This window comes from Streptomyces sp. NPDC057950, assembly GCF_042887295.1.
Classification (GTDB): Bacteria; Actinomycetota; Actinomycetes; order Streptomycetales; family Streptomycetaceae; genus Streptomyces; species Streptomyces kaempferi.
The window spans coordinates 359,459-384,682 of record NZ_JBHVPP010000001.1; the positions used below are offsets into that span (position 1 = coordinate 359,459).

A 25,224-nucleotide genomic window follows, 5' to 3' on the forward strand; every position below is an offset into this window, starting at 1 on the left:
CGCCGCCGCCCGGACCCACCCGGGGATGGCGCCGTGGGCCGGCCGTCGGATCAGGGACGGTAGATCGACTGGAGTTGCTGGTAGGCCTGAAGCCCCTCGGGCCCCAGTTCGCTGCCGAGGCCACTGGCCTTCCTGCCTCCGTAGGGCGAGGTCAGGTCGGGCAGATAGCCGTTGAGACCCACGGTGCCGGTCCGGATTCGGCGGGCCACTCGGGCACCGTGGTCCACGTCGGTGGTCCAGACGGTTCCGGCCAGGCCGTAGTTCGACTCGTTCGCCAGGCGCACGGCCTCGTCCTCGCCGTCGTAGGGCGTGATGGTGAGGACCGGGCCGAAGATCTCCTCCTGCGCGACGGTCCATGAGTTGTCGACGTCGGCGAACACGGTCGGTTCGACGAACCAGCCCCGGTCGAGGCCGGGCGGCCGGCCGCCTCCGGTGGTGAGCCGGGCACCTTCGTCCAGGCCGGTCCTGACATGGCCCAGCACACGTTCTCGCTGGTGTGAGCTGACGAGCGGGCCGATTTGGGTCCGGGGGTCGAGCGCGTCACCGACGACGGCGTCACGGGCCATCGCCGTGCAGAACTCGACCACCTCGCCGTACCTGCCGCGGGGGGCCAGGATCCTGGTGCTCGCGTAACAGGTCTGTCCGTTGTTCAGCAGACTGGCCATGAAGAACTGCTCGGGATCCGCGGTGAGGTCGGCGTCGTCGAGGACGACGGCGGCGGACCTGCCTCCCAGTTCCAGGGTCACCGGTCTCAGCAAATCGGCGCAGGCGGCGGCCACTTGGCGGCCCGCTCCGGTCGAGCCGGTGAACGACACCTTGTCGACGCCGGGGTGGGAGACCAGATACGCGCCGGTGTCACGTCCGCCGGGAACGATGTTGATCACGCCGTCGGGGATGTCCGCCTCCTCGACGGCCCGTGCCAGCAGCACCGAGTCGAGGACCGTCTCCGGCGCCGGCTTGAGGACGAGCACACAACCGGCCGCCAGGGCCGGGGCCACCTTGAAGAAGCCGATGGTCTGGGGGAAGTTCCAGGTCATGACGGCGGCCACGACGCCTGCGGGTTCCCGGCGGACCAAGGTGGTGCCACGGGGCATCCCGGTACGGAGTTCCTCCGTCGCCGCCTCGTCGGCAAGCCCCGCGTAATAGCGCAACAGGACTGACGGAACCGCCCCTTCGAAAGACCGGGCGACAGTGATCGGCATGCCGTTCTGCGCGCTGACGGCCTCGGACGTCGCCCCGCTCCTGGCGTCGAGCGCGTCCGCGAGACGGATCATGGCGGCCGCGCGGCGTTCGGCGCCCCAGGAGGCCCAGCCGGACGGGGCGTCGAACGCGGCGCGCGCGGCTCCGACCGCTCGGTCGATGTCGGCCTGGGAGCCGTCCGGTACGGCGCCGAGGTGATCGCCGGTACTCGCGGACACGGCGTCGATGACACGGTCGCCGGACGCGCGCACCCAGTGTCCGCCGATGAACAGATGGTGGGGATCCATGGTGAACCCTTCCCTCGGCATGGCCTCGGGACCGCGGTACTCAGCGTGGTACGCAGGCCCGTTACCGGCCTGGCCGTTCATGTCGTCGCCCGGCGCGTCGAACCGGCGGACGGGCCACATCCGGGACGCCTCCAGCGGCGGACACCCACCTCGTGGAGGGCGTTTTCCCGGTTCATTGATGATTAAAAGCGACGTTACACCCATCTGGGGTAGAGCGTCACCAGATGGGTAGAACCAGGGTGGAGAACTTTGGGTGCGGCCTCAGGAGAGGTGGCCCGTCGTGAGGACATATGGCGGAGCGACGGCGGAGCAGCGCGCTTCGACGCGCCGGCGGCGCCTGATGGAAAGCGGCCTCGAACTCTTCGCCGGCCAGGGGTACGCCCACACCTCCATCAGCGCGGTGCTCCGCCACGCCGGCCTGAAGGACAGGTACTTCGCGGAGAGCTTCTCGTCCCTCGACGACCTCATGGCAGCGCTCATGCGGGAGATCTACGAGGAACAGATCGCCCGGTGCGCCGAGGCGATCGGCACGGACGAACCGCTGCGCGACCGGGCACGGAACATGATCGACGTCGTCGTCGGCCTTCCTCTGGAAGACCCGGAGAAAGGGCGCGTCAAATTCGCGGAATCCCTGGGCGCCGGCCCCCTCACGGCGCGCGAACGGCGCCTGGGCCTGCGGCGGATGAGCGACCTCGTGGGCTCCCTCCTGAGGGAGCGGCCTCTCGACCCCCGTATCGACACGGCCGCCCTGTCCGTGGCCGTCGTGGGGGCGATCGGCGAGATGTCGCTGAGCTGGTTCAGCGGAGCCCTGGACGTCTCGAGGGAGGACCTGGTGGATCAGGGTCTCCTCCTCTTCGAGGCCATCACCGAGCACACCTCGGCGTCATCACGGCATCACGGGAGTGGATGACGGCACGTGTCGGACGGCCTTGTCCGTCGACGGCCCGTGCGCGGGGGACGGAGAGCCGAGGGCGACGGAAGCTGCGGAACGGACGTGTCGACGGGTTCGTTGTGAGCATCGGAGGGACCGATCCCGTATGGGAGGGCGACGTGACATGTCCGTGCGGTCGTGAGGAGGACGCCGTTGATGGCGGCATTCCGTGGTCCGAAGGTTCCGAACGTGTGGCTGTGGAGATGGCGGCGCAATCCGCTGCGGCGTCGCAGTGACGCCCTCGAGGCATGGATCGTGCTCGTCGCCGGAGCGCTCACCGTGCTCGGCGGAGTGCTCGCCTGCCTGCTGGCGACGCAGTCCGTGGAGCACGGCCTCGCCCGGCAGCGCGCCGAGTGGCACCCCGTCCTGGCTCTGCTCGCCGACGACGTGCCGAAGTCGACCGCGTCGGCGACCGGCGCCGACATGGTGTGGGCGAAGGTCCGCTGGACCGCGACGGACGGTTCGCCGCGTGCCGGCCAGGCGCGGGTCTCGGTCGGCAGTCACGCGGGCACCCCGGTCACCGTGTGGACGGACGACGACGGCCGGCTGGTCGCCAGGCCCTCCTCGCCCTCCCAGGCCCGGCTGCGCGCCTCGCTGGTCGGGATCCTGATGGGGGTGAGCGCCGCGGGGGTGCCGTTCATGGGCGGCCGGCTCGTGCGCGGGCGCATGGAACGGCGCCGCATGGAGCAGTGGGACGAGGAGTGGCAGCGGATCGGACCACTGTGGGGGCGGAAGACAGGCTGAGGCGGATGCCGTCCTGGGGCGTGACGCGAAAGCCCCGCCTGCCTCGCCCCGCCTGGCACGCATCCCGGGCGGACGACGGGGCCTTCGCGACGCCTTAGGCGTATTGATCACCAGCGCCGTCCAGCACGGCCCGGCAGGCGCGCAGCGGTTGTTCGTCCTCGACGACGTCGTGGCTGCCGTGCCCGGCGGACCGTGCCCGGTGCCGTCGCGGTGCGGCGAGTTCCGTACGGAGCAGATCGTGGGCGGCTGTACCGCCGGACCCATTCGGCCCAGACACAGGGCCGGCGTGCCGCGCGTACGCACGTTCTGTTCCCGGGTCGGACGGAGCGCCGTGAGGGCGGGATCCGGATTCCCGGCGACGTCCCACGGCGCCCCCGCGGCCGCCGTCCGTTCCCCTATGTCCCTCGGCGCGGCCACGCGGCGCAGGTCGGGCAGCGCGGCGCCCGCCGAGGGACCCGGCAGCCAGGCGCTCCGGCGCTCCGGCGCTCGCGCGGGCATGCCCCCGCGTCACCCCCCGCGTCAACTCACACAGCAGCACCGGCATTACGGGCCCGGCGTCCCCCTTCGCCGACCAGAGCACGGCCGCCGCCCGCACCGCGTACGCGCCGTCAAGAAGTTCACGCGGCACCGGTATCGCCTCCCGCGCCGCCGGTCCGAATGCCCCTACGGCCCGCGTGGCCGCCTCCACCGGCCGGTCCCGGCCGCGTAGTCCGGCCGGCAGGCCGCGCAACGGCCGCAGCGCCTCCGGCAGCGCTCGGCGTACCGCAGCCCGCCGAGCGCGGACAGCAGCGGCGAGGCACGGTCGTACGCGTCCGGCGAGTCGACGGGCACCTCGCCGAACCGCGCGCGCAGCAGCGGGCCGAGCGGCTCCGCCGCCGCGCCCGGGTACGTGAGCGCGGAGCCGGCGCCGTGCGGCCCGACCGGTCCGTCCAGTACACCGGCGAGCGCGGGTACCGGCCCCCGGCCCCCGGCCCTGGCCGGCGCCCTGATCGGTCCGCCCAACGCCGGTGCCCCGCGCTCCCACTGACGTACCGAGTGCTCGGGGCCGGCGGCCACGAGGTCGGCGAGGCGGTCGGCGGCCGGGCGGGCCAGTACGAAGAGACCTTGTCGGCCGGGCTCCTAGACTGGGGCGGTTCACATGGCGGCCGGTGCGGTTCGCGCGAGACGATCCCGGCGAGGGGGAGGAAACACGGTGGCGACAGAGGTCGGCGGCTTCGACGACGATCCGTCCGCCGAAGTGTTGGCGGAGGCGGCCGCGGCCTTCGGGCTGCTCGCGTCGTCGGCACGGCTGCACATCGTGTGGGCGCTCGCACAGGGCGAGAGCGACGTGACCGGACTCGCCGATCGGGTCGGCGGGGCGTTGCCCGCCGTGAGCCAGCACCTCACCAAGCTGAAGCTCGCCGGCCTCGTACGGTCCCGGCGCGAGGGCCGGCGCCAGGTCTACTTCGTCGACGACCCGGACGTGGTGACCGTCGCACGCCTCATGGTCGGACAACTGACGGGCCGGGCCGACCGGGCCGATCGAGCAGACCCGTCCGGGCTCCCCGCCCAGGGCGCGGGGCGGCTGAGCGGCTTCGACGCCTGACAGGTGCCGCGACGGTCCAGCATGTCCCGCGGGTTCAGTGCGTCCGGCCCTCAACCGCTTCCTGGCGCCCGCGACGGCCGACCTTCCGGGCTCCGCGCACTGACCCTCCGGTGTCCGCACCGGGTCGGCGCGCACGGCCGCCCGGTACCGACACCGCTCGGGACTCAGTCCTCCTCGCCCTCCTCGTCGTCGTCACCCTCGAAGAAGTCGCCCACCTCGTCGATGAGTTCGGCCGCGACCAGGCCGCCCACCACACCCACCGCGAGTCCCGCCGCGCCGGCCGCGATCGCGCTCCCCACGCCGGGCCCGGAGTGACCGCCCCCGTGGCCGCCGTGGCCGGGCGCGTGTCCGTACGCGTTCCCGGCGGCGTACGGGTCGTCGTGGCCGAACGAGGCGTGCGAGCCGTACGACGCCCGGTGCTCGACCAACTCCCCCATCCAGCCCTCGACTTCGCTGTTCCAGTCGAGCGTGTGCGCGTCCCGATGGCTCACCGTGAAACGGGTGAGGGCGTCGTGCCCGGACTCGAACAGACCGCCACGCTTGTCGGCCTCCAGCACGACCTCCGTGCCGGCCGGCGTGGCGAGGAAGGTCAGCTCGATCTCGTTCACCGCGTGCGCGTACCGCGGCGCCGGGGACAGCTCGATCTCCTGGTAGAAGGGCAATCGCTGTCCCGTGCCCCCGATGTGGCCGTACTCGAGGTCGGCCGAGCGGAAGCCGAACCCCAGTTGTCCCAGCGCCTCCAGAACCGCTTCCTGGACCGGCAGCGGCCGGACGGTGAGCGGATCGAGGTCTCCCTTGTCCCTCGCGCCGGCCACCGCGAGCTCGGTCCGTACCCCGAGCACGATGCCGAGCGGCTGCCCGTACAACTCACTGACCGGTGTCTCCCACGGCAGCGGCACACTGAACGGGATACTGCGCCGCTCCTCCTCGGCCAGGCGGAAACCGCCGCCGACGGTGAACCGCTCGAAGACGACGGCGCCCTCACTCTCCCCGTCCTCGTGCTCCGCCTCGACCCGGGCGATCAGATCCAGCCCGATGTGCTCGATCTCCACCTCCGCGTCGCCGCCTTGGAGATGGACCTGTCCCGACAGGGTTCCGCCGGGCGCCACCGCGCCGCCGTCGAGAACCGTGTCCACCGAGGGGCCGCCTGCGCCCATCGCCCCGAGCAGCCTCTTGAACACCATGCCGCTGTGGCTCCTTCACTGATCGCACTCGTCGTTCCGAACCGGCCCGACGCTCGCGCGCCGGGCCGGTCTCGTCAGAACTGACGGTGCGGGCGGAGAAGTTCCCAGGTCACCTGGACGGAGGCAGGTGTCACGACACCTCGCGGCCGAAGCAGCGTTCCAGTTCGTCCAGGTCGTAGAACGGGCTGCCCTTCCGCACGGGCTCACAGCCACGCTTGAACGCGGTCTCCTTCTCGTTGTAGAGCATCCGCACCAGATACGTGTTCCCCTTGCGGAACACGTCCCACTGGATGTTCGCGGCCATCGGAGCCACCGACCCGCCCCGCCAGGAGTTGTCCGCATAGGTGTAGGGACGGCTCTCCGTCACCGGCTCGGTGCTGCCCGGCAGTCGCATCAGCGCGGCGAGCGGGATGATCTCCTCGGCGTGGGTGAAGCGCAGCTCCGCGCCCAGGTCGCTGGTTCCCGCGCGCTTGGCCTCGACCTTCTCGAAGAAGTCGTCGAGCAGGACGTCCGCCATCCTGTACGTGATGTCGCTGTCCGCGAAGCCGGGCCCCTTCTCGTAGAAGTCCTCGGCGTCGCCGAGATAGGCGAACCGGGCGGCGTCGCGCGGGGCGAGGTAGCGCTCCAGGTGCCAGTCGCCCTCGTCGCTCATGGCGGGGGCGATGCTGTACAGGTTGTAGACCGCCTGCGCCGCGTCGACTTCGGATCCGATCGAGGAGAACTCGCCCGCCGTGATCCGCCGGACGAAGGCCGGGGTGAAGATCTTCTTCAGGATGCCGCGGGCCGCGCGCCGGGTGGCGGGCTCCTCGGTGATGTCGCTGAGCGTGGTCGCCAGTCGCCGGTCGTTGGCTATGTAGTCACGATAGGCGGCGCCCCCCGCCGACTTGTGGAAGTACAGGAGGTCGGCGTCGGTCCGCGCCGGGCCGATGAGGGGGCCTAGCGCGGGGTCGGCGTCGGCGAGGGCGGAGGCGAAGAGCCGGCCGCTGTCGACGGCGCGGCCCTGGCCGGAACTGACCACGTCGATCGGTTGGCCGTCCCGGGCGATCCGCGCGAACAGACCGGGCAGCCGGCGCTCCATACGGACCGCGGCGCCCTGGATCTCCCGCTGCCCCCGGCCGCTGAGACTGCCGTAGCCGACCTTCTCCATCGCGGCGGTCAGGGAGCGTACCTGGGGGCCGAACTCCGCACCGGAGCGCGTGAGTTCACCCTCGTTCGCGGCCTTGTCCCACAGCCGCAGGATCAACTCCGCGTCCTCAGCGCTCGTCGCCGCGCGGGAGCCGTGGCGGGACACGTTCTCCGTGAACACCGGGGCGAAGCCCTTCGGCGCCCGCTGGTACGAACGGGCGTCCTGCTGCGGGGCGTAGGGCGTCTTCGTCCCGTACGAGCCGGCCAGTCCTCCCGTCGCTGCCGCCGGGAGGGCGGAGGAGAGGAGGGCGGAGAGCGCGAGGACCAGGGCGGGGGCGGCCGTGATGCGTTTCATGGGGTGGTCGATTCCTCCGGAGCGGGCTCGGGCGGTCGGCCGCATCGTCGCGGGGAGACGTGAACGCCCGGTGACCGCGACGTGGCGACGGGTGCCCGGCCGTACGGGAGCCCAAGGGCGTTCCCGTACCCGCCGGGCACGTCGCACCACCCGGCGGACGACGGAGCCGACCATTAACCGGACGACGGGGCCGACTACGAACCGGACGACGGAGCCGACCAAGAACCGGACGACGGAGCCGACTACGAACCGGACGGGGAACCGGACGCCGGGCTCGACGGCGCACCGTCGTGGGGCGGTCGGGTCCTTCCCCCCGGTGTCCGCAGGTGTCCGCGACGGCCGAGGGCGGGCAGCGCGGGCGTGGTGAGGAAGCCCTCCGCGCGGGCTGTGGCGATCCCGATGCGGGGCAGGTCGCTGCTCTTCTCGAACAGCAGGTAGCGCGGCTCCCAGACCGGCCGGTACTTGGCGTTGGCCCGGTAGAGGGACTCGAGCTGCCACCAGCGGGAGAGGAAGGTCAGCACGGTGCACCACAGCCGGAGCACGGGCCCGGCGCCGAGCCGGGAACCCCGGTCGAAGACCGCCCGGAACATGGCGAAGTTCAGCGACAGCCGCTGCACCCCGAACTCCTGGGCACGCAGCAGCAGTTCGATGACCATGAACTCCATCAGCCCGTTCTCGGAGTCCCGGTCACGGCGCATCAGGTCGAGCGACAGCCCCTTCTCGCCCCAGGGCACGAAGCTCAGTACCGCCCGGGGCTCGGCCCGGCTGTCGTGGCACTCCAGCATGACGCAGCGGCCGTCGCCCGGGTCGCCGAGCCGTCCCAGCGCCATGGAGAAGCCGCGTTCGGTCTCGCCGTCCCGCCAGTGGTCCGCCTTGTCGATCAGCGTGGCCATCTCGGCCTCGGGAATGTCCGCGTGGCGGCGGATGCGGACGGTGTACCCGGCCCGGCGAATACGGTTGTGCGCCTGACGGACTCCGCGCATCGCGCGGCCTTCGAGGGTGAAGTCCGTCCGCTCCACGATGGCTTCGTCACCGAGTTCGAGGGCGTCGAGACCGTGCCGGGCGTAGATGGTTCCGGCCTCCTCACCGGCGCCCATCACGGCCGGTGTCCACGCGTGCCGGCGCGCCTCGCGCAGCCACTCCTCGATCGCGCCGGGCCATGCCTCCGGGTCACCGATCGGGTCGCCCGAGGCCAGGGTCACTCCGCCGATCACACGGTAGGCGATCGCCGCCTTGCCGCTCGGCGACCACATGACGGCCTTGTCGCGGCGCAGCGAGAAGTAGCCCAGCGAGTCCCGCTCGCCGTGCTTGGCCAGGAGTGCGCGCAGACGCTTCTCGTCGTCCTCGCCGAGGAGTTCACTGCCGCGCGGGGCGCGGAAGCACGCGTAGAGGACGAGCAGGAAGGTGGCGGCGATCAGGACGTTGACGAGGGCGTCCACCCAGCGGGGCGCTACGACGGAGTCGAGGCGGTCGGCGAGCGGGCCGACGCTGACCCCGCGCAGCAGGGTGTACGCGATCCGGTCGCCCAGCGGCGCCCCGGACACCTTGTTGGTGGCGCTCACCAGCAGGGTCCCGAGGGTCCCGCTCACGAGGACACCGCCGGCGCCGACGGCCAGCGCCAGCCGGGGGTTGGAGCGGTCCCCGACGGCCCGGAACTCCGTGCGCCCGACCAGCAGCGCGAGCACGAACAGTCCGGTGAACAGGGTCGAGAACCAGTTGAAACCGTGGCGCCGGTACGGGGCCTGGGTGAGGGCCAGTGCGTACAGCCCGAAGAGCGGTCCCGCCAGCAGCATGTTGAAGATCCACGCGGCCCGTTTGCGGCGCCTCATCACCAGGGCGAGGAACAGGGCCAGGGCTGCCGAGATCAACCCCGCGGTGGCGAGGTACGGAGTGAAGAACTGACCCGCGTTGTGCTCGTGCACCTCCTCGCGGAACGGCAGCGAGACGACCGCCACCAGGTTGAGCACCGCGAGCAGCCGCAGGTACCAGACGGTGGCCGCGGCGGCCCGCAGCCGCAGTCGTGGCCCCGCGCCGCCGGCGGACCCTTCGGCGGGAGCGGTCCGCCGCGATGTCGAGTTCCGCTGTCCTGGGACGAGCGCTGGCTGTTGTGCAGACACGGTGCAGCATCACCTTGGGAAGAGGGGGTCGGGAAGAGAGCCGTGGGGACGGGCCGGGCGAACCTGTGCGTTTCCTGGGAATCGCAGAGCGGGGGAAACCCTACATCCCGTAAGGAAAGGTGAGTTGTGTCCAAGGTGAGGATCGGCGTCGCGGATCCTGACGACCAGCCGCCGACATTGCCCCGGGCGGTAAGAATGCCTGGTCCGCGCGGTGTCGTGGGGTAAGGGAGTGGTAAGAATCGAAGCGTGATCGACGAGCCGCCGGTCGGCCGCCTCGTCGCCTCGACCGCGCTCGGACGGCTACCTCTTCGCGCTGCCCGGTGTGAAAGTCCGCTCGGACCGGCTCGGCCGTTCCGTCATGGAGGACCGCACCTGCTCCGGCGCGCTCAGGCGTCCGAGCAGGAAGGGGATCAACCCCCGTTCCAGCAGCGCCTGTTGCCAGGCCAGGTGGGCCTGTCTCGCCTGGGTGTCACCGAGTTCACGGTCTTCCGGCGCGGGACGGCGGCGGGTCGCCAGCGACCAGACCAGATCACCCAGCGCCGCCCCCGCCGTCACGGCGGCCAGGATCACCACCACCATGATCAGGCCGTCGTCGAGATGAGGGCGTACGTCCAAGGCGTGCAGGTCGAACCCGCTCAGGACGTAGACGCCCGCGGCGACGACGCCGAGGCTGGGCAGGAGAAGCGTGGACACGGAGGCGGAGCCCTCCTCCGCGCACACGACGGTTTCTGAGGGGCTGTCAGGCAGACCCGCGTGCGGCGGGTGGCCGGTCGGGGCCCGCAGGCCGAGGTAGCGGCCGTACTCGGCGGCAGCGGTCCGGGAGAGGGCGGCGCGTGCCTCGAGTGCCTCGCCGCGCAGGCGCTCACGCGTGTCCGCGGCGCCGGAGCGCTCCATCGCTGCCATGATCTCGGGGGAGCGCAGGGCCCGGTCGAGGATCCGCTCGAAGGAGCCGTCACCCGTCGCCGTCTGATCGGCGCCACGTTCCTTCACAGGGGTCCCCCGAGACGTAAGAGGCTCATGACGAACTCATGATGACGCAAACCCTACAGTATGTAGGGTTTGCGTTCGCCGACGGCCCGTGGGCCCCGGACCACGTGGGGTGGGCCCCGGACCACGACGTGCCCCCTGTCTCGTTACCGCTGCCGCGGGTGTCACACCACCCCGCCCCACCCGGTCTATTCCGATGTCGAACAACGGACAGAGGGAATCATGCGCGAGATAGTGATCGTCGGTGGCGGCTACGCGGGCTTCTACACCGCGTGGGGCCTGGAGAAGGCCCTACGTACGGGTGAGGCGCGGGTGACGGTCGTCGACCCGCGTCCCTATATGACGTACCAGCCGTTCCTTCCGGAGGTGACGGCCGGATCGGTCGAGGCGCGGCACGCCGCCGTGTCGTTGCGGCGGCATCTGCGCGGCACCCGGCTGATCGCCGGGAGCGTGACCGCGATCAGCAACGCGGACCGGGCGGTCACCGTCCGGTCCGCCGACGGAACCGAGCGCGAACTCCGGTACGACACCCTCGTGGTCACCGCCGGCGCCGTGACCCGTACCTTCCCCATACCCGGCCTGGCGCAGCAGGCGATCGGCCTGAAGCACGTCGAGGAGGCCGTCGCCATTCGCGACCGTCTGATGACCGCGTTCGACCAGGCGGCGTCGACGCTGCCCGGGGCCGAGCGGCGGAAACTGCTCACCGTCACCTTCGTGGGTGGCGGGTTCTCCGGGGTCGAGGGCTTCGGCGAGCTGCTGTCGCTGGCGACCGCGATGCTCAGGTCGTATCCGGAACTGAGCTTCGAGGATCTCTCCTTCCACCTGGTCGAGGCCCGGGGGCGCATCCTGCCCGAGGTGGGTGACAAGCCCGGCGCGTGGGTCGTGCGCGACCTGGAGCGCCGTGGCGCGCACGTCCATCTGAACACGCAGCTCGTGTCCGCCGAGGACGGGCACGTCGTGCTGTCCAGCGGTGAGGAGTTCGATTCTGCGCTGATCGTCTGGACCGCGGGCAACGCCTCGAACCCGGTCGTGCACAACCACACGGATCTGCCGGTCGACGAGCGGGGTCTGGTCGTGGTCCGCCCCGACCTCCGGGTGGGCACCGCCGACGAACCCGTGCCGGGCGTGTGGGCGGCGGGAGACGACGCGGCCGTCCCGGACCTGGCCTCGCCGGTACCGGGGGCGCGCACGGTGCCGAACGCGCAGCACGCCGTGCGGCAGGGCAGGCGCCTCGCGAAGAACATCGCGGCCGACCTGCGCGGGGGCAGGGTCCGGGACTACCGCCACAGCAGTCTGGGGGTGGTGGCGACACTGGGTCTGGGACGCGGAATCTTCCAGTACAAGGGCATCGTCATCAAGGGCCTTCCCGCCTGGCTGATGCACCGGGGGTACCACGTCCTGGCCGTGCCCACCTGGGAGCGGAAGGTCCGCGTGCTGGCCGTCTGGCTCACCGCCGCGCTGTTCGGCCGCGACCTCGTCTCCCTCGCCTCGGTCCAGAACCCACGGGACGCGTTCCTCGCGAGTGGCGAGCCGCGACGCTCCGGTGGAGGAGCCGGGTGAGCGACGGGGCACACGGCCATGTGAACGGGGCGCATGGTCACGTGATCGGGGCACACGGCCATGTGAACGGGGCGCATGCGGCCGGTGCCCGGCGGCAGGGAAGCGTCTACCCCTCCGGAGGGCACCTTGGACGCGAGTGAGGAGGCCGCGCGCGGCCTGAACGACATCGAGAACTTCCTTTACCGGGAGTCCCATCTGCGAGCCGCCCACCAGCGCGCGGCGGATTTCACCGCACGCGTACCCGGCCTGTCCCGGCAGCAGAGGACGGACATCGAGGAGTGGTACGTCGAGGAGCAGAAGCACGTCGCCCGGATGGTGACCGAGCACATCGCCGACAGCATCAGCGTGGTGGAGAAGCAGCACCACGCCCGCTTCGGGCGGTGGCTCAGGGGAACGCTGGCCGCGATGGCTCTCATCACCGCGGTGATGGTCGTGGTCAGCGTCGCGCTGGTCGTCGGTGCGTCGGCCTGAGACCCGACGGGGCCGCGGACGGTCGCAGGCGGCCGTCGTTCCGCGCCGACGGCCCGCCCTAGCGGGGGGAGCCGGGCGCGCGGTTCCAGGACCGGAGCTTGTCGGGGTTGAGGACGATCAGGACACAGGTGATCCGCCGGTCGGTGACGGTGAGGCTGATGACGGCGGCGACCTGGTGGTCGTAACGGGCGACCAGGCCCGTGCGGCCGTTGACCGAGTGGGCGGTCAGCGTGGTGCGCGGGCGCAGGGCCAGGAGGCCCAGCAGGCTCGCCGCGACCTGCCGCCTGCCGTGCACGGGCCTGGCCAGTGCGCGGACCTTGCCGCCGCCGTCGAAGAGCGCCGTGGCGTCCGGGGCGAGGAGCGACACGAGCAGGCCGGCGTCCTGCGCCGCACAGGCGTCACGGACCGCTCGGGCGAGGACATCGTGCCGGTACGCCGTGACGGGCTGCGGGCGTCGTACGTGAACGCCGTGACCCGCAGCGTCGACGAGGAGCGTGGTCGCGGGACGTCCGGCATTCCGAAGCCGGTCCGCCGAACCCGCGGTGCCGGGGGTGTCGTCCAGGCGGCCGGGTCCGGTGAGCCGGCCGAGACAGATGCCGCCCGCGGTCTTCGCCAGCCAGGACCGGGGCACCTCGATACGGCCCCGCGCCGCGTCCGGCAGCCCGTACCACCGGCGGTACGTCTCGTCGACCACATGCTCCGCGGCCCCGGCACTGCCCAGCATCCAGCAGGCCACGTCCAGCAGATAGCGGCGCTCGTCCAGCAACTCCGCGAGCGGCACCGCAGCAGCACGATCCATACGGCATTCTCCCTCACGGACGGCCGTTTCACACGGCCGTACAGAAATTCTCCTCGCGGTTCCTGAGGCATCGGCCGGTGTCGCCGGCCCGACGTTACGGGGCCGGTACGCACAGGCCCGTGCCCGGACAGTGATTTCGGCGGCCGACGGTGAAGTCCCGGCGAATGACACGCCATTTCCGATTTCTCGGCCCCATCATTCAGACCGCGCGGGAGCGGCTCTTGTGACATGAGCCTCGGGGTGTCACATCCACGCTTCTGGGCCGGTCATAGGGGTGGGAGCAGGCCGAGTTCCTTCCGGTCGAGCGCGATTTCCCTGATCGAATGGTGGATGGTGGTAGAAGGCATGAGCGGCGGGAGTCAGGAACAGCCTGTGGGGCGAGGTCCCGCGGGAGAGAGGATTGCCGACTGGGCCTCCGGACGCCTGGGTCTGCGGGGGCGGGTCAGGGAGGGAGCGCGAAGAGCGTTCCCGGACCACTGGTCGTTCATGCTCGGCGAGATATGCCTCTACAGCTTTGTCGTCATCGTCGTCACCGGCGTGTATCTCACGTTGTTCTTCCATCCGTCGATGAGGGAAGTGACGTATCAGGGAAGTTACGCCCCACTGCGCGGGCAGCTGGTGTCGGAGGCATTCGATTCGACCCTGCACATATCCTTCGACGTACGGGGTGGCCTGCTCATCCGACAGGTCCACCACTGGGCGGCGCTGGTCTTCGTCGCCGCGATGCTGGTCCACATGATGCGGGTGTTCTTCACCGGAGCGTTCCGAAAGCCGCGTGAGCTCAACTGGGTTTTCGGTTTCCTGCTGTTGGTCCTGGGAATGTTCGCGGGCCTGACGGGATACGACCTTCCGGACGACCTGTTGTCCGGGACGGGCCTCGCGGTCGTGAACGGAACCATCCTCTCTCTTCCGATCGTCGGCACGTACCTCTCGATGTTCCTTTTCGGGGGCGAGTTCCCGGGAGACGACCTGGTCGCGCGTTTCAACACCCTGCACGTGCTGATCATCCCTGCCCTCATGGCGGGGCTCGTCGTCGCGCATGTGGTGCTGGCCCTCCGCCACCGGCACACGCAGTACCCGGGTCCGGGGCGCAACAACCGCAACGTCGTGGGCCTTCCGCGCCGAGCGCGCGCCGTGAAGTCCGCGGGATATTTCTTCCTGGTAGCCGGCGGCCTCCTTCTCATGGGGGCGTTCGCGCAGATCAATCCCGTCTGGCAGTACGGGCCTCACCGCGCCGACCAGGTCTCGGCGGGGTCCCAACCCGACTGGTACATGGGTGTGGCGGACGGACTCCTGCGCGTCATGCCCGGCTGGGAAGTCGACCTCTGGGGCCACACACTGGCCCTCGACAACCTGATCCCGCTGCTGGCGGGAGCGGGACTCTTCCTCGCCATGGGCGCGTACCCGTTCATCGAGGCATGGGTGACGGGCGATGGTCGTGACCAGCATGTTCTCGACCGGCCACGCAACCGGCCGGTGCGGGTGGGCCTTGGTGCGGCATGGATCGGTTTCTATCTGGTGGCCCTCGTCGGAGCCGCGAACGACATCATCGCCGTTCGCCTGCACGTCGGGGTCGAGTCAGTGACGTGGGCGGTGCGCGTCGCTCTGTTCGTCGTGCCTCCGGCGGCCTACGCCGTGGCGCGTCGGTGGGCGCTCGGTCTCCAGCGCGCGGACCGCGACGCGGTCCTGCACGGGCGCGAGACCGGCAGGATCAGGCGCCTGCCGCACGGTGAGTTCGTCGAGGTGCACGAGCCGCTCAGCCAGGAACGACTGCACGTTCTCACCCAGCACGAGCAGTACCGGCCGATCGGTCCCGGCGGCACGGGCGACGGGGGAGACCCGAGTCCCGTACCGCGCGCCGCCCAGCGACTGCGGGCACGGCTCAGCCGGCGTTTCTACGGCGAGGGCGCGCAGATCACCAAGCCGACGGAGCAGGAGTACAAGGCGCTCACCGGTGATCACCGGGGCTGACCCGGCCGTGTCCGCACGGCGCAGATGTCGAGGGTCAGCTTCACCCTGTCGCCGGTCGGAAGAACACCCGCTCCCGGAGCCGGGTTCTCGCCGGGGGCAGGGGCGGACCGCCGCGGGGTGAGCGTACCCGCGAAGCCGACGCGGTCGCGTCCGTACGCGTCCCGGCTCGTCGCACGCAACTCGAGGCCGAGGTGGACAGGGAGCTCGATGCCCTTGATCCGGAGGAACCCCGCCAGGTGGAGCCGGTCGTCACCGGCGTCGAGGACTCCGGTGGAACGGAAACTCAGGAGGGGAAACGTCGCGGAGTCCAGCAACTCCGGACCGGTGACGTACGCGTCGCGCTCCCGGCAACCCGTGTCCGCGCTACCCGTCTGGGCACTGAGGTAGACCTCGGACCGGGTGGGACGGGCTCCGTCGAGTTTGAGCAGCCCCTCGAAATCGGTGAAGTTCCCGCGTACGTCGGCGATCATCGCGCGTCGGGCGGAAAAGCCGATCGCACTGCGGACCGGGTCGATGATGTAGACGCCGGTCGACTCCTCGTCGGGAGCGGGACGGGAAACGGTGGCTTCCTCGGGGTGGAACATGTCGAGCCGATTCTTCCGCGTGGGAATCTCGTAGGGGGGCGATTCGGAAAAGGAGATCCCCCACGGTGTCCGTTACCCGTGGGGGTGGAGCTGCCGCCGGGATGGAGGGCCCCTGTCTCGTCGACAGGGGCCCTCGGGGAATCACCCCTGGTGCGCGGCCCGTTCGTCGGACAGGGTCCCGGCGATGTGCGGGTCGGACCCGGTCGGAAGCGCGGCCTCCTCGAACTCGGCGCCCGAGGGCGAGGCGGACACGTCGATCACCACCGACGCGCCCTCCCGCGCCTCCGCCGGGCCCTCACCCGTCATTCGGCGAGCTTTCCCTCGGTGGAGACATCCTCCATGAGAGAGGAAATCTCCTCAGGAATGGCCGGAATGGCTTCGTGGGTGATGCCGTCCGTCGGCGACCACACGAGATTGACCCGCAGGGCGGGATCGAGGTCGGGATAGTCGCTGCGGTTGTGACAACCACGGGTCTCGCGACGCTCCAGTGCCGCTTCGAGGGTGGCGCGGGCCGCCAGGGCGGCGGACAGGAGATCGAAGGCGTGCGCGAGGTCCTGATAGCCGGCGATGTCCGGGTGGACGCCCACCTTCTCCATCCTCTTCTCGATCTCGGCGAGTTCCGCCAGCCCGGCGCGCAGGCCCTCCTCGTGGCGTACGACTCCCGCGTGCTCGGTCATGGTGTTGCGGATGGCACGCTGCAGGGCGCGGACGTTCTCCGGCCCGTCGGCGGCGAGGAGATCGTCGATCTCCGCACGGGCCTGCGCGGTGGCCGACGCCGACCGCGTGTGCGCGGTGAGGGACCGCGAGTAGGCGGCGGCCGCCCGGCCCGTGATGCGGCCGAAGACCAGCAGCTCGATGAGACTGTTCCCGCCCAGTCGGTTCGCGCCGTGCAGCCCGCTCGACGCCTCGCCGATGGCGTACAGGCCACGGACGTCGGTGCTGTGGTCCTCGGGGCGCACCCACACCCCGCCCATCGAGTAGTGCGCCGTGGGCGCGATCTCGATCGGTTCGCGGGTGATGTCCAGCATCTGCAGATCCAGCAGGGTCTGGTAGACACGGGGGAGCCGCGTCATGATCGTCTGCCGGGACAGATGGGAGACGTCGAGCCATACGCCCCCGCTGGGGGTGCCTCGCCCTTCCTTGATCTCCGTGTAGGAGGCCAGGGCGACACGGTCGCGGGTGGACAGCTCCATACGGACGGGGTCGTAGCGGGACATGAACCGCTCTCCGAGCGCGTTGCGCAGTACTCCGCCCTCGCCCCGAGCGGCCTCGCTGACCAGGGTGCCGGCCGCGTTCTCCGGCTCGATGATCCCGGACGGATGGAACTGGACCAGCTCGGGGTCGCGCAGCCGGGCGCCCGCCTCCACCGCAAGACGGAAGGAGTCGCCCGTGTTCTCGTCGCGGCGTGACGACGTGCGGCGCCAGATGCGGGTGTGACCACCCGCGGCGAGTATGACGGCGTCCGCGTGGATCAGGTAGCGCGTTCCGTCGGTGAGGTCGAATCCGTAGGCACCGAAGACGGCGCCGTCGTCGACCAGAAGCCGGGTGATGTAGACGCCGTCGAGTACGGGGATGCCGAGCTGGTCGGCGCGCCTGATGAGGGTGCGCTGGATCTCCAGACCGGTGTAGTCGCCGGCGAAGGCGGTCCGCCGGAACTTGTGGGCGCCGAAGAAGCGCTGGCTGATCCGGCCGTCCTCTTCCCTGGCGAAGGCCATGCCGTAGCGTTCCAGGTCGTCGATTCCCTGGGCGGCGCCCTGGGTGACGATCCGGGTCGTCCGGGGGTCCGCGAGAAGGTAACTCTCCTTGAGGGTGTCCGCCGCGTGCTGCTGCCAGCTGTCCTCGGGATCCATCGTGGACAGCGCCGCGTTGATCCCTCCGGCGGCAAGTGCCGTGTGGGCGTCCTCCTTGGGCCGTTTGCCGACCGCGAGGACGTCGACGCCCCCCTCGGCCAGTTCGATGGCCGCTCGCAGTCCGGCTCCTCCGGTGCCGATCACCAGCACCATGGTGGAGAGACGTCGTTCGGTGATGACCACGGTTTGCTCCGATCGCCTGGGTTGTCATCACTACGACCAGGTCGTCCCGGAGTTTGTGACACCTTGATGTCGTCCGTCCCGTGTCCCGGCTACGACGACAGCGTGATGGTCGTCGGCGTCCCCCGCCGGGCCATCTTCGCGTAGGGGCACAGCGAATCGGCCTTCGCCAGCAGCGGAGCGGCCGCCTCGGGGTCGACGCCGGGCCACCGCACCACGAGGTCGACGCACAGCAGGTGGCCGACGTCCTCCGGGTCCCGCCCGAGCGCGACCGTCGCCTCCACGGAGATCACGGCGGGGTCGAACGCCGCATGGCGTGCCACCAGGCTGAGCGCGCCGTGGAAGCAGGCGGCGAACGCTGCGGCGAACAACTGCTCGGGATTCGTTCCCCGGCCGTCTCCTCCCAGCTCGGCCGGCATGCCGAGGCCGAGGTCCAGGACCCCGTCGGCCGAGCGAGCCCTCCCCGAGGCCCGCCCGTGACGTGCGCTCCCCCCGCTCACGGTCACCGTCGTACGGTGGAGCGGAACGAAGGACTCCGCGTCGAAGTCCTCAAGTGCCATGTGTCCCGCGCCTTTGTGTCGTGGGCAAGCCCCGGGTCTCGGACAGCTGGTTGACCGGCCGGCCACCCCGCTTGTGACAGCCGGGGCCGGGCTTGTGACAGCCGCGGGCACGGGCCCCGGTGTCCTGTGTCCGGACGCCTGCCGGGTGACGTGGCACAGTCCGGGCCGAAGAGACCTTCAGGCACTCAACGAAGCGACGTAGGGGTGTAGTTTGTCGGGGTTCATGACCCACATGATGCGTTCGATGCCGTGTTCCGACGCGTCCACGGTGAGCAGGACCATCGGGTTTCCGTGGGACGAGACGAGGACGGCCGGGCCGCCGTTGCTCTCGACCCAGCGGATGTCGGTCTGGGGCCAGAAGCGCGGTGCGAAGGCGACGAGGTATTTGGACACGTGGGGACGGCCGACGACCGGGATCTTCGATGCGCCGCGGATGCCTCCGCCGTCGGTGTAGCTGACCACGTCGGCGCTGAGGACGTCCTCGAGTGCCGACAGGCTGCCTGTCCGGGCCGCGACGAGGAAGACCTCCAGGAGTCTGCGGTGGGCGTCGGGGCCGGCCGGTTCCCTGCGCTCCGCCGAGAGGTGTTTGCGGGCGCGGCTCACGAGCTGGCGTGTATTGGGTTCGCTGGTCTCGAGGATGTCCGCGATCTGTGCGTAGGGGTAGTCGAAGGCTTCCCGCAGGACGTAGGCGGCCCGTTCGACGGGGTTGAGCTTCTCCAGGAGGAAGAGGACGGCCATGTCGAGTGCCTCGGCCCGTTCCGCGCCCAGTTGGGGGTCGACGCTGGTGTCGACGGGTTCCGGGAGCCAGGGTCCGATGTACGTCTCACGCCGTACCCGGGCGGACTGGGCGAGGTTGATGGCGAGGCGGGCGGTGATCGTGGCCAGGAACGCGGCGGGTTCGCGGATGTCGGTGCGGTCGGTGTTCTGCCACCGCAGCCAGGCTTCCTGGACGATGTCCTCGGCTTCCACGGCGCTGCCGAGCACGCGGTACGCGATGCCGAAGAGCTGGGGACGGGCCGCGACGAAATCCCTCGTTGCCCGGTCGAGGGCGTCTGCGTCATCCCCGGCGGACATGGATCTCCTTCAGGTCTGGGTCCCCCATTTTACCGGCCGGCACCGCGGAACGCGTGGTGAGGGCACGCGTCCCGCCCCGCCGGGCACGCCTCGTGTTGTGCTCCCCACCGGACCCGTGCACGCTTGATCAGCGACGGACACCGTCGCCCGGACCAGCACGGAGGGAGTCGCAGTGTCGAACAACGACTCGTCGGGCGAGACGTCGGACAGGCCCCGTTCCGAGGTGTGGAAGACGGCGGTGACGGTCCTGCAGGACGTCGAACCGCCCCACATCCCCGAGGGCGCCTCGGGGATGACGATCCTCGTCCAGTGGCCGCCCGGTGACCCCGGTACCCCTCCGCACCGCCACTCCGGACCGGCCTTCGGCTACGTGCTCGAGGGCGAGGTGCGCTTCGAGCTCGAAGGCGAACCGGAACGGGTCGTCAAGGCCGGCGAGACGTTCTGGGAGCCGGGCGGTGACGTCATCCACTATCAGGACGGAAACGCTCGCGCGGACGCGCCGTGCCGGTTCGTCGTGACCATGCTCTGCGCACCGGACGCGCCGATGCTCACGCTGGTCGAGGAGGAGGAACTGGTGCGCCGGGCTCACCTGCGTGCTCCGCGCCCCGGGGGCTGATCCGGGCGGAGCGGAGATGGCCGGGGGACCGCTCCTACGGCTACTCCACGAAGTACGAGTCGTGCTTGAGGAGGAACTCGGCTCGCTCCTCGTCCGTCGCGTCCGCCAGCTGGGAGAGCTTCTCGAAGTACTCCTCACGCGGTGCTCCGGGCGTGAAGAGCAGAAGCATGTCGGCGGGTGAGTCGGAGTCGTTGCGGAACGCGTGCAGTCCGCCCTGGGGCACATGGAGGAAGTCACCCTGCCGGGCGTCGATCCACTGCCCGCCGTCGAACAGACGAACAGAACCGTTGAGGATGAAGAAGGACTCCGAGATGGTCTTGTGGAAGTGGGTTCTGGGCCCACCAGCGTGTGGGCGCATCTCGACTCGGTAGAGGCCGAATTCGCCGTGCGTGGTGGCCGTGGTCGCCAGGTAGTGGATGGCGTCAGCGCCCGCCGTGCCGACGTCCGGTGGAGTGCTCGCCGGCCGGAAGTCCGCGTTGATCTCGCCCTCATCGCCCAGGTACACCTGCTTCGGGTACGACATGCCGACCATCCCTTTCCCATGTTGGTTGAGCTCCGTCCACAGAAGAGACCGGACACCACCGCCGTGTGTGACACGTCCTCAGGCTCGGGCTCAGGAAGGTGCGGTGGGGTTCAGGTGAGGCTCGGGCGGCCGGGCGGCGGGTGCGGCAGGGTGCCGGCGTCGGTGGCGCGCAGGCCGTCGAGAGCCAGTGCGAGGTAGCGGCGCCACACCTGCGGCTGCGTGGCCAGCAGCGGTGCCGCGGTCTGGTGGATGCCACCGAGGAGCAGCACGATGTCCGTTCCCGTGACATCGCCGCGGACGGTGCCCTGTTCGCGCGCCCTGGCGGTGAGTGCCTCGGCCGCCTCGCAGAGAACGCCGATCGTGTCCCGCACCCCGGAATGCTGGAGCGAGGGTCGGCCGATCACTTCGCAGAACGCGCGGTCGGCGGCGAGCAGTTCGACCCCGTCGGTCATGAACTCCCGTAGCGCCGCTTCCGCGTCGTCGGCCGCCAGCAGTCGCTCCGCCGCGCGGACGAGCTGGTCGAGCAACTGGAGCGTGATCGCGGCGAGCAGTTCCTCCTTGGACGCGAAGTGCCGGAACACCGTGCCCTTGGCGAGGCCGGCGCGTCGGGCGATCTCGCCGATCGACACCTCGACCCCGTGCTCGGCGAACGCCGCCGTCGCGGCCTCCAGCAGCAGGCGTCGGTTGCGCACCATGTCCGCCCGCTGGCCGGTGACGGCCGTGGTCCCGGTCATGTGTGCCTCCTCACGACGAGAAGCCTACCACCAACATGACCGAAGGGTCATATTAGCTGCTACGGTCAACATGACCACTCGGTCACCTTCTGGTCCCGACTGGTTCCGGCTGCCCCGAGGGGCCCCCGGCGGGTCCGGTACTTCGAACCACGAACTTCTTGGAGAACCTTGTGAGCAACACTCTGGAAGGCAGAGTCGTCCTCGTCACCGGTGCGTCCTCGGGCATCGGACGGGCCATCGCGATCGCCCTGTCGAAGGCGGGAGCCCGGGTCGCGGCCGGCGCCCGACGGGCCGACCGGGTGCGGTCGCTCGCCGAGGACGCCCCCGGCGAGATGCTGGCCCTCGAACTGGACGTCACCGACCCGCAGTCGGTGCGCGACGCGGTCGAGGCGACCGTCGAGCGGTTCGGAGCCCTCGACGTGCTGGTGAACAACGCGGGCGTGATGCTCAGCGGGCAGATCCTGGGCGCGGACACCACGGAGTGGACGCGCATGGTCGAGACCAATCTGCTCGGATCGATGTACGCGGTCCACTCCGCCCTGCCGCACCTGCTGAGGAGCAAGGGGGCGGTGGTGCAGATCTCCTCGACGTCGGGGCGGGTGTCGTCGGCCGCGAGCGGTGTGTACGCGGCCACCAAGTTCGGTGTCACCGCCTTCTCCGAGGCGTTGCGCCAGGAGGTCACCGAGCAGGGCGTTCGTGTCGTCGTCGTGGAACCCGGTTTCGTGGCGACCGAGTTGACCAGCCACATCACCGACCCGGCCATCCAGGCCATGGCCAAGACGATGGCCGATTCCATGCGGACGCTCCGGGCCGAGGACATCGCCGGCGCCGTTGTGTACGCGCTCTCCCAGCCCGAGCACGTCGCCGTCAACGAGATCCTGATCCGGCCGACCGACCAGACCCGCTGAGACGGGCCCCCTCCCGCACCGCGGGCCCGGCCTCGGACCGCATGGCTCGCCAGGTGGTCCGAGGCCGGGCGGCCGGTGGTCAGACGAGCTCAAGTCCCCCGTCGATCGTCAGGACTTGGCCGGTCAGGTGCGTGCTCCTGGGGTCGGCGACGCGCAGGATCCAGTCCGCGACGTCCTCCGCGTCGCCGAGGCGGCCGACCGGGATGCGGTCGCGTTCGTAGGCACGCAGCTCGTCGATGGTGTCCTGCGCGAGGCCCGCCGCGACGAGGACGTCCGTCTTGGTGGGTCCGGGGGCGATCGCGTTCACCCGTACGCCGTCGGGCGCGAGTTCGAGGGCCCAGCTCCGGGTCAGTTGCTCGAGGGCGCTCTTGGTGGCGGCGTAATGGGCTCCGCCGGCCAGGGGGCGGTGCCCGTAGGTGCTGGATACGTTGACGATGGAACCGGAGGAGTCCCGCAGGTGCGGCAGGGCGGCGTGGGCGAGCATGCTCGGCGCAGTCACGTTGAGGTCGAACAGGCTGGTGATGACCGACCGGTCGCTCTCCGCGAGCGGCATCACGGCCGTGGCGCCGGCGTTGTTCACCAGCACGTCGATCCGGCCCCACCGCTCCACGGCGGTGGCCACCACCCTGTCCGCGGCGTTCTCCTCGCGGATGTCGAGGGGCAGGACCGCGATGCCGGCGTGGGCGCGAGCCGTCTCCTCCAGGGCGTCCTTCCGGCGTCCCACACCGAGGACGTGTGCCCCCGCCTCGGCGAGGGCGATCGCGGTGGCGCGGCCGATGCCCGACCCCGCCCCTGTGACGATGGCGACCCGGTCCGTGAAACGCGGGTTCGTTGAACTGGGCATGGGTTTCCCCTTTTCGATGTGCGCGAGGAGGGCGGGCGAGTGTCCGAGGACGCGTGTGCCGTCGAGTGGGAAGGCGTGTTCGCACCGGACGTCGTCATCGCGGCGAAGTCGGTCGCCGGCCGGGTGACCGCTCGACGCCGGTGGTCCGTCCCCTCGCCGTGGGTCGGGGCGGCGCGGAGACGGACCGGTCGTGTCCGGCGGACGGGCGTCGATCAGCCGAACTGGCCGGGCTGGTAGCTCCCGGCGGGCTGCTGGTTGATGACGTTGATGCGGTTGTAGGCGTTGATGATGGCGATGAGGGAGATCAGCGCGACGAGCTGCTCCTCGTCGTAGTGCTTGACCGCGGCGGCCCACGCCTCGTCGGTCACACCGCCGGCGGCGTCGGCGATGCGGGTGCCCTGCTCGGCCAGTTCCAGCGCGGCGCGCTCGGCGTCGGTGAAGACCGTGGCCTCACGCCAGGCCGCGACCAGGTGGAGCCGCTGCGCGGTCTCGCCCGCCGCCACGGCGTCCTTGGTGTGCATGTCGGTGCAGAAGCCGCAGCCGTTGATCTGGCTCGCGCGGATCTTCACGAGTTCCTGGACCGCGTGCGGCAGCGTCGTGTCCGAAGCCACCTTGCCGGCCGTGTTGATGTGCTTCAGCACCTTTCCCGCGAGGGGGTGGCCGAAGTAGTTGAGACGCGATTCCACGGTGATCTCCTGACGATTGACGGCGGGTTGTGGGTACACACGTATGACCGGGGTGGTGGGGTGATGTGTGACAGGGAGCCGGGGTGACCTGGATCTCGCGCCTCCGCGGGCCGCGCGTCACTGATCTCCGGCGCCACCGGCCAGGCATGCCCAGGGGCGCGGACACCGTCGTCGTGGTCCGTGGAGCAGCCCGCCGTTCGGCGGGGTTCTCCGCCGTACGGCGCGCCCGCCGCACCGCCGGCCCAGGGCACGATGACGACAGTGGTCACAACGGCGTGACCGTGACGCAGGGAGAGCCGATGACCTCCGTACCTTCCGCCGGGAACGAGAGCTTCCGGGTGGGGCCGCCCCCGCCGTTCGACCCGGAACTCGCCGCCGCCCTCGAAGCCGTCGCCGAGGAGATGCCGCCCGCCCTGCACCCCGAGATGATCCCGGCGCTGCGCGAGAGCATGGCGGCGTTCGAGGGAGCGGATCCGGACCTGACCGGGGACGGTGCCTTCGAGGTCGAGGACCGCGCGGTTCCCGGGCCGCGGGGCGCCCCCGACGTCTCCCTGCTCGTCTGCAGGCCCACGGGGACCGATGCCGCGGTGCCGGTCATCTACCACACGCACGGCGGCGGGATGGTGGTCGGTGACAGCCGCTCCGGGGTCCTGGAGATCCTCGACTGGGCACGGGAACTGGGCGCGGGGGTGGTGTCCGTGGAGTACCGCCTCGCTCCCGAGAACCCGCACCCGGCGCCGGTCGAGGACTGCTACGCGGGACTGGTGTGGACAGCCGGGCACGCCGCGGAACTGGGATTCGACGCAGACCGGATCATCGTCGCCGGCGGCAGCGCCGGAGGCGGCCTGACCGCGGCCGTCGCCCTGCTCGCCCGGGACCGCGGCGGCCCGGCGCTGCTGGGGCAGGTACTGCTCTGCCCGATGCTCGACGACCGCAACGACAGCCCGTCCAGCCACCAGATGGCCGGTCTGGGCGTGTGGGACCGCACGGCGAACAGCACCGGGTGGACGGCCCTCCTCGGCGACGCGCGCGGTGGCCCGGACGTCTCCCCCTACGCCGCCCCCGCGCGCGCCGAGGACCTCACCGGACTGCCCCCGGCGTTCATCGACGTCGGTTCGGCCGAGACCTTCCGTGACGAGGCCGTCGCGTACGCGACCCGGATGTGGCAGGCGGGCGGCCGCGCCGAACTGCACGTCTGGCCGGGCGGCTTCCACGGATACGACCAGATGGCGCCGCACGCCGCCCTGTCCCAGGACACCAAGGCGGCACGCCTGCGGTGGCTGCGCCGACTGCTGGGGCAGTGACCGGATCAGGATGCGGAGGCCGGTCTCCCCCCGGGAAGAGGCGGA

26 protein-coding genes are annotated in these 25,224 nt (G+C 70.8%); 9 read left to right on the forward strand and 17 right to left on the reverse strand.

Features of this window, described 5'->3' with window-relative positions:
- Nucleotides 1-50: 50 nt before the first annotated feature.
- Nucleotides 51-1,487 (reverse strand): aldehyde dehydrogenase, encoded by a 1,437-nt coding sequence (locus tag ACFVTC_RS01665; protein WP_390122829.1) that lies wholly within the window; start codon nt 1,485-1,487, stop codon nt 51-53.
- 280 nt (nt 1,488-1,767) lie between these two features.
- Between ACFVTC_RS01665 and ACFVTC_RS01670 the strand changes: the two genes are divergently transcribed.
- Together ACFVTC_RS01670 and ACFVTC_RS01675 are read left to right on the forward strand one after the other, a co-directional pair.
- On the forward strand, nt 1,768-2,397 hold the full coding sequence (locus ACFVTC_RS01670) for a TetR/AcrR family transcriptional regulator (RefSeq protein ID WP_390122831.1): 630 nt from the start codon (nt 1,768-1,770) through the stop codon (nt 2,395-2,397).
- A 177-nt stretch (nt 2,398-2,574) separates the two neighbouring features.
- A complete protein-coding gene (locus tag ACFVTC_RS01675; protein WP_390122833.1) occupies nt 2,575-3,162 on the forward strand; it encodes a hypothetical protein in 588 nt (195 codons plus the stop codon).
- Nucleotides 3,163-3,256: 94 nt separating this feature from the next.
- Here the strand turns inward: ACFVTC_RS01675 and ACFVTC_RS01680 are convergent, their stop codons facing one another.
- Both ACFVTC_RS01680 and ACFVTC_RS01685 read right to left on the reverse strand, forming a co-directional pair.
- A complete protein-coding gene (locus tag ACFVTC_RS01680; protein ID WP_390122835.1) occupies nt 3,257-3,439 on the reverse strand; it encodes a hypothetical protein in 183 nt (60 codons plus the stop codon).
- A gap of 386 nt (nt 3,440-3,825) precedes the next feature.
- Nucleotides 3,826-4,164, reverse strand: coding sequence for a hypothetical protein (locus ACFVTC_RS01685; RefSeq protein ID WP_390122837.1), 339 nt, complete (start codon nt 4,162-4,164; stop codon nt 3,826-3,828).
- Nucleotides 4,165-4,354: 190 nt separating this feature from the next.
- On the opposite strand from ACFVTC_RS01685, the gene ACFVTC_RS01690 reads away from it, so the two are divergent.
- Nucleotides 4,355-4,747 (forward strand): ArsR/SmtB family transcription factor, encoded by a 393-nt coding sequence (locus ACFVTC_RS01690; protein ID WP_390122839.1) that lies wholly within the window; start codon nt 4,355-4,357, stop codon nt 4,745-4,747.
- Between the two features lie 164 nt (nt 4,748-4,911).
- Here the strand turns inward: ACFVTC_RS01690 and ACFVTC_RS01695 are convergent, their stop codons facing one another.
- The 4 genes from ACFVTC_RS01695 to ACFVTC_RS01710 form a co-directional block, all read right to left on the reverse strand.
- Complete coding sequence (locus ACFVTC_RS01695; RefSeq protein ID WP_390122841.1) at nt 4,912-5,931, reverse strand: sporulation protein; 1,020 nt, start codon at nt 5,929-5,931, stop codon at nt 4,912-4,914.
- 130 nt (nt 5,932-6,061) lie between these two features.
- Entirely contained in the window at nt 6,062-7,411 is a 1,350-nt protein-coding gene (locus tag ACFVTC_RS01700) for a histidine-type phosphatase (protein WP_390122842.1), read from the reverse strand.
- 242 nt (nt 7,412-7,653) lie between these two features.
- Nucleotides 7,654-9,528: a phosphatidylglycerol lysyltransferase domain-containing protein gene (locus ACFVTC_RS01705; RefSeq protein WP_390122844.1), complete on the reverse strand. Its 1,875-nt coding sequence runs from the start codon at nt 9,526-9,528 to the stop codon at nt 7,654-7,656.
- A gap of 300 nt (nt 9,529-9,828) precedes the next feature.
- Nucleotides 9,829-10,518, reverse strand: coding sequence for a hypothetical protein (locus ACFVTC_RS01710; RefSeq protein WP_390122846.1), 690 nt, complete (start codon nt 10,516-10,518; stop codon nt 9,829-9,831).
- Between the two features lie 219 nt (nt 10,519-10,737).
- Between ACFVTC_RS01710 and ACFVTC_RS01715 the strand changes: the two genes are divergently transcribed.
- Together ACFVTC_RS01715 and ACFVTC_RS01720 are read left to right on the forward strand one after the other, a co-directional pair.
- Complete coding sequence (locus tag ACFVTC_RS01715; protein WP_390122847.1) at nt 10,738-12,075, forward strand: NAD(P)/FAD-dependent oxidoreductase; 1,338 nt, start codon at nt 10,738-10,740, stop codon at nt 12,073-12,075.
- A 126-nt stretch (nt 12,076-12,201) separates the two neighbouring features.
- Nucleotides 12,202-12,546, forward strand: coding sequence for a hypothetical protein (locus tag ACFVTC_RS01720; RefSeq protein ID WP_390122849.1), 345 nt, complete (start codon nt 12,202-12,204; stop codon nt 12,544-12,546).
- Nucleotides 12,547-12,604: 58 nt separating this feature from the next.
- Here ACFVTC_RS01720 and ACFVTC_RS01725 read toward each other — a convergent pair whose 3' ends face one another.
- Nucleotides 12,605-13,345, reverse strand: coding sequence for an RNA polymerase subunit sigma (locus tag ACFVTC_RS01725; protein WP_390122851.1), 741 nt, complete (start codon nt 13,343-13,345; stop codon nt 12,605-12,607).
- 345 nt (nt 13,346-13,690) lie between these two features.
- On the opposite strand from ACFVTC_RS01725, the gene ACFVTC_RS01730 reads away from it, so the two are divergent.
- Complete coding sequence (locus ACFVTC_RS01730) at nt 13,691-15,316, forward strand: cytochrome bc complex cytochrome b subunit (protein ID WP_390122853.1); 1,626 nt, start codon at nt 13,691-13,693, stop codon at nt 15,314-15,316.
- Here the strand turns inward: ACFVTC_RS01730 and ACFVTC_RS01735 are convergent.
- The 5 genes from ACFVTC_RS01735 to ACFVTC_RS01755 all read right to left on the reverse strand — a co-directional run bounded on the left by ACFVTC_RS01735 (nt 15,304) and on the right by ACFVTC_RS01755 (nt 19,564).
- Complete coding sequence (locus ACFVTC_RS01735) at nt 15,304-15,900, reverse strand: YceI family protein (protein WP_390122855.1); 597 nt, start codon at nt 15,898-15,900, stop codon at nt 15,304-15,306. The genes ACFVTC_RS01730 and ACFVTC_RS01735 overlap by 13 nt on opposite strands.
- A 141-nt stretch (nt 15,901-16,041) precedes the next feature.
- Complete coding sequence (locus ACFVTC_RS01740; RefSeq protein ID WP_390122857.1) at nt 16,042-16,206, reverse strand: hypothetical protein; 165 nt, start codon at nt 16,204-16,206, stop codon at nt 16,042-16,044.
- Nucleotides 16,203-17,903 (reverse strand): L-aspartate oxidase, encoded by a 1,701-nt coding sequence (locus ACFVTC_RS01745; protein ID WP_390123734.1) that lies wholly within the window; start codon nt 17,901-17,903, stop codon nt 16,203-16,205. The genes ACFVTC_RS01740 and ACFVTC_RS01745 overlap by 4 nt, the downstream gene beginning before the upstream one ends.
- A 119-nt stretch (nt 17,904-18,022) precedes the next feature.
- Nucleotides 18,023-18,490: an Ohr family peroxiredoxin gene (locus ACFVTC_RS01750; RefSeq protein WP_390122858.1), complete on the reverse strand. Its 468-nt coding sequence runs from the start codon at nt 18,488-18,490 to the stop codon at nt 18,023-18,025.
- 177 nt (nt 18,491-18,667) lie between these two features.
- On the reverse strand, nt 18,668-19,564 hold the full coding sequence (locus tag ACFVTC_RS01755) for an RNA polymerase sigma-70 factor (protein ID WP_390122860.1): 897 nt from the start codon (nt 19,562-19,564) through the stop codon (nt 18,668-18,670).
- 223 nt (nt 19,565-19,787) lie between these two features.
- On the opposite strand from ACFVTC_RS01755, the gene ACFVTC_RS01760 reads away from it, so the two are divergent.
- Nucleotides 19,788-20,180 (forward strand): cupin domain-containing protein, encoded by a 393-nt coding sequence (locus tag ACFVTC_RS01760; RefSeq protein WP_390123736.1) that lies wholly within the window; start codon nt 19,788-19,790, stop codon nt 20,178-20,180.
- A gap of 40 nt (nt 20,181-20,220) precedes the next feature.
- Here the strand turns inward: ACFVTC_RS01760 and ACFVTC_RS01765 are convergent, their stop codons facing one another.
- Together ACFVTC_RS01765 and ACFVTC_RS01770 are read right to left on the reverse strand one after the other, a co-directional pair.
- Nucleotides 20,221-20,703: a cupin domain-containing protein gene (locus tag ACFVTC_RS01765; RefSeq protein ID WP_390122862.1), complete on the reverse strand. Its 483-nt coding sequence runs from the start codon at nt 20,701-20,703 to the stop codon at nt 20,221-20,223.
- Between the two features lie 110 nt (nt 20,704-20,813).
- Nucleotides 20,814-21,437, reverse strand: coding sequence for a TetR/AcrR family transcriptional regulator (locus ACFVTC_RS01770; RefSeq protein ID WP_390122864.1), 624 nt, complete (start codon nt 21,435-21,437; stop codon nt 20,814-20,816).
- A 170-nt stretch (nt 21,438-21,607) separates the two neighbouring features.
- On the opposite strand from ACFVTC_RS01770, the gene ACFVTC_RS01775 reads away from it, so the two are divergent.
- Nucleotides 21,608-22,345, forward strand: a complete 738-nt coding sequence (locus ACFVTC_RS01775; protein WP_390122866.1) for an SDR family NAD(P)-dependent oxidoreductase — start codon at nt 21,608-21,610, stop codon at nt 22,343-22,345.
- 79 nt (nt 22,346-22,424) lie between these two features.
- On the opposite strand, the gene ACFVTC_RS01780 is transcribed toward ACFVTC_RS01775, so the two are convergent.
- Together ACFVTC_RS01780 and ACFVTC_RS01785 are read right to left on the reverse strand one after the other, a co-directional pair.
- The gene (locus ACFVTC_RS01780; RefSeq protein WP_390122868.1) at nt 22,425-23,189 is read right to left on the reverse strand and encodes an SDR family NAD(P)-dependent oxidoreductase; all 765 of its coding nucleotides are present in this window, start codon (nt 23,187-23,189) and stop codon (nt 22,425-22,427) included.
- A 212-nt stretch (nt 23,190-23,401) separates the two neighbouring features.
- Nucleotides 23,402-23,875 carry a carboxymuconolactone decarboxylase family protein gene (locus ACFVTC_RS01785; protein WP_168526769.1) on the reverse strand — a complete coding sequence of 158 codons (474 nt, stop codon included), beginning with the start codon at nt 23,873-23,875 and terminating at the stop codon, nt 23,402-23,404.
- Nucleotides 23,876-24,174: 299 nt separating this feature from the next.
- On the opposite strand from ACFVTC_RS01785, the gene ACFVTC_RS01790 reads away from it, so the two are divergent.
- Nucleotides 24,175-25,179: an alpha/beta hydrolase gene (locus tag ACFVTC_RS01790; RefSeq protein ID WP_390122870.1), complete on the forward strand. Its 1,005-nt coding sequence runs from the start codon at nt 24,175-24,177 to the stop codon at nt 25,177-25,179.
- The last annotated feature ends 45 nt before the right edge of the window (nt 25,180-25,224 follow it).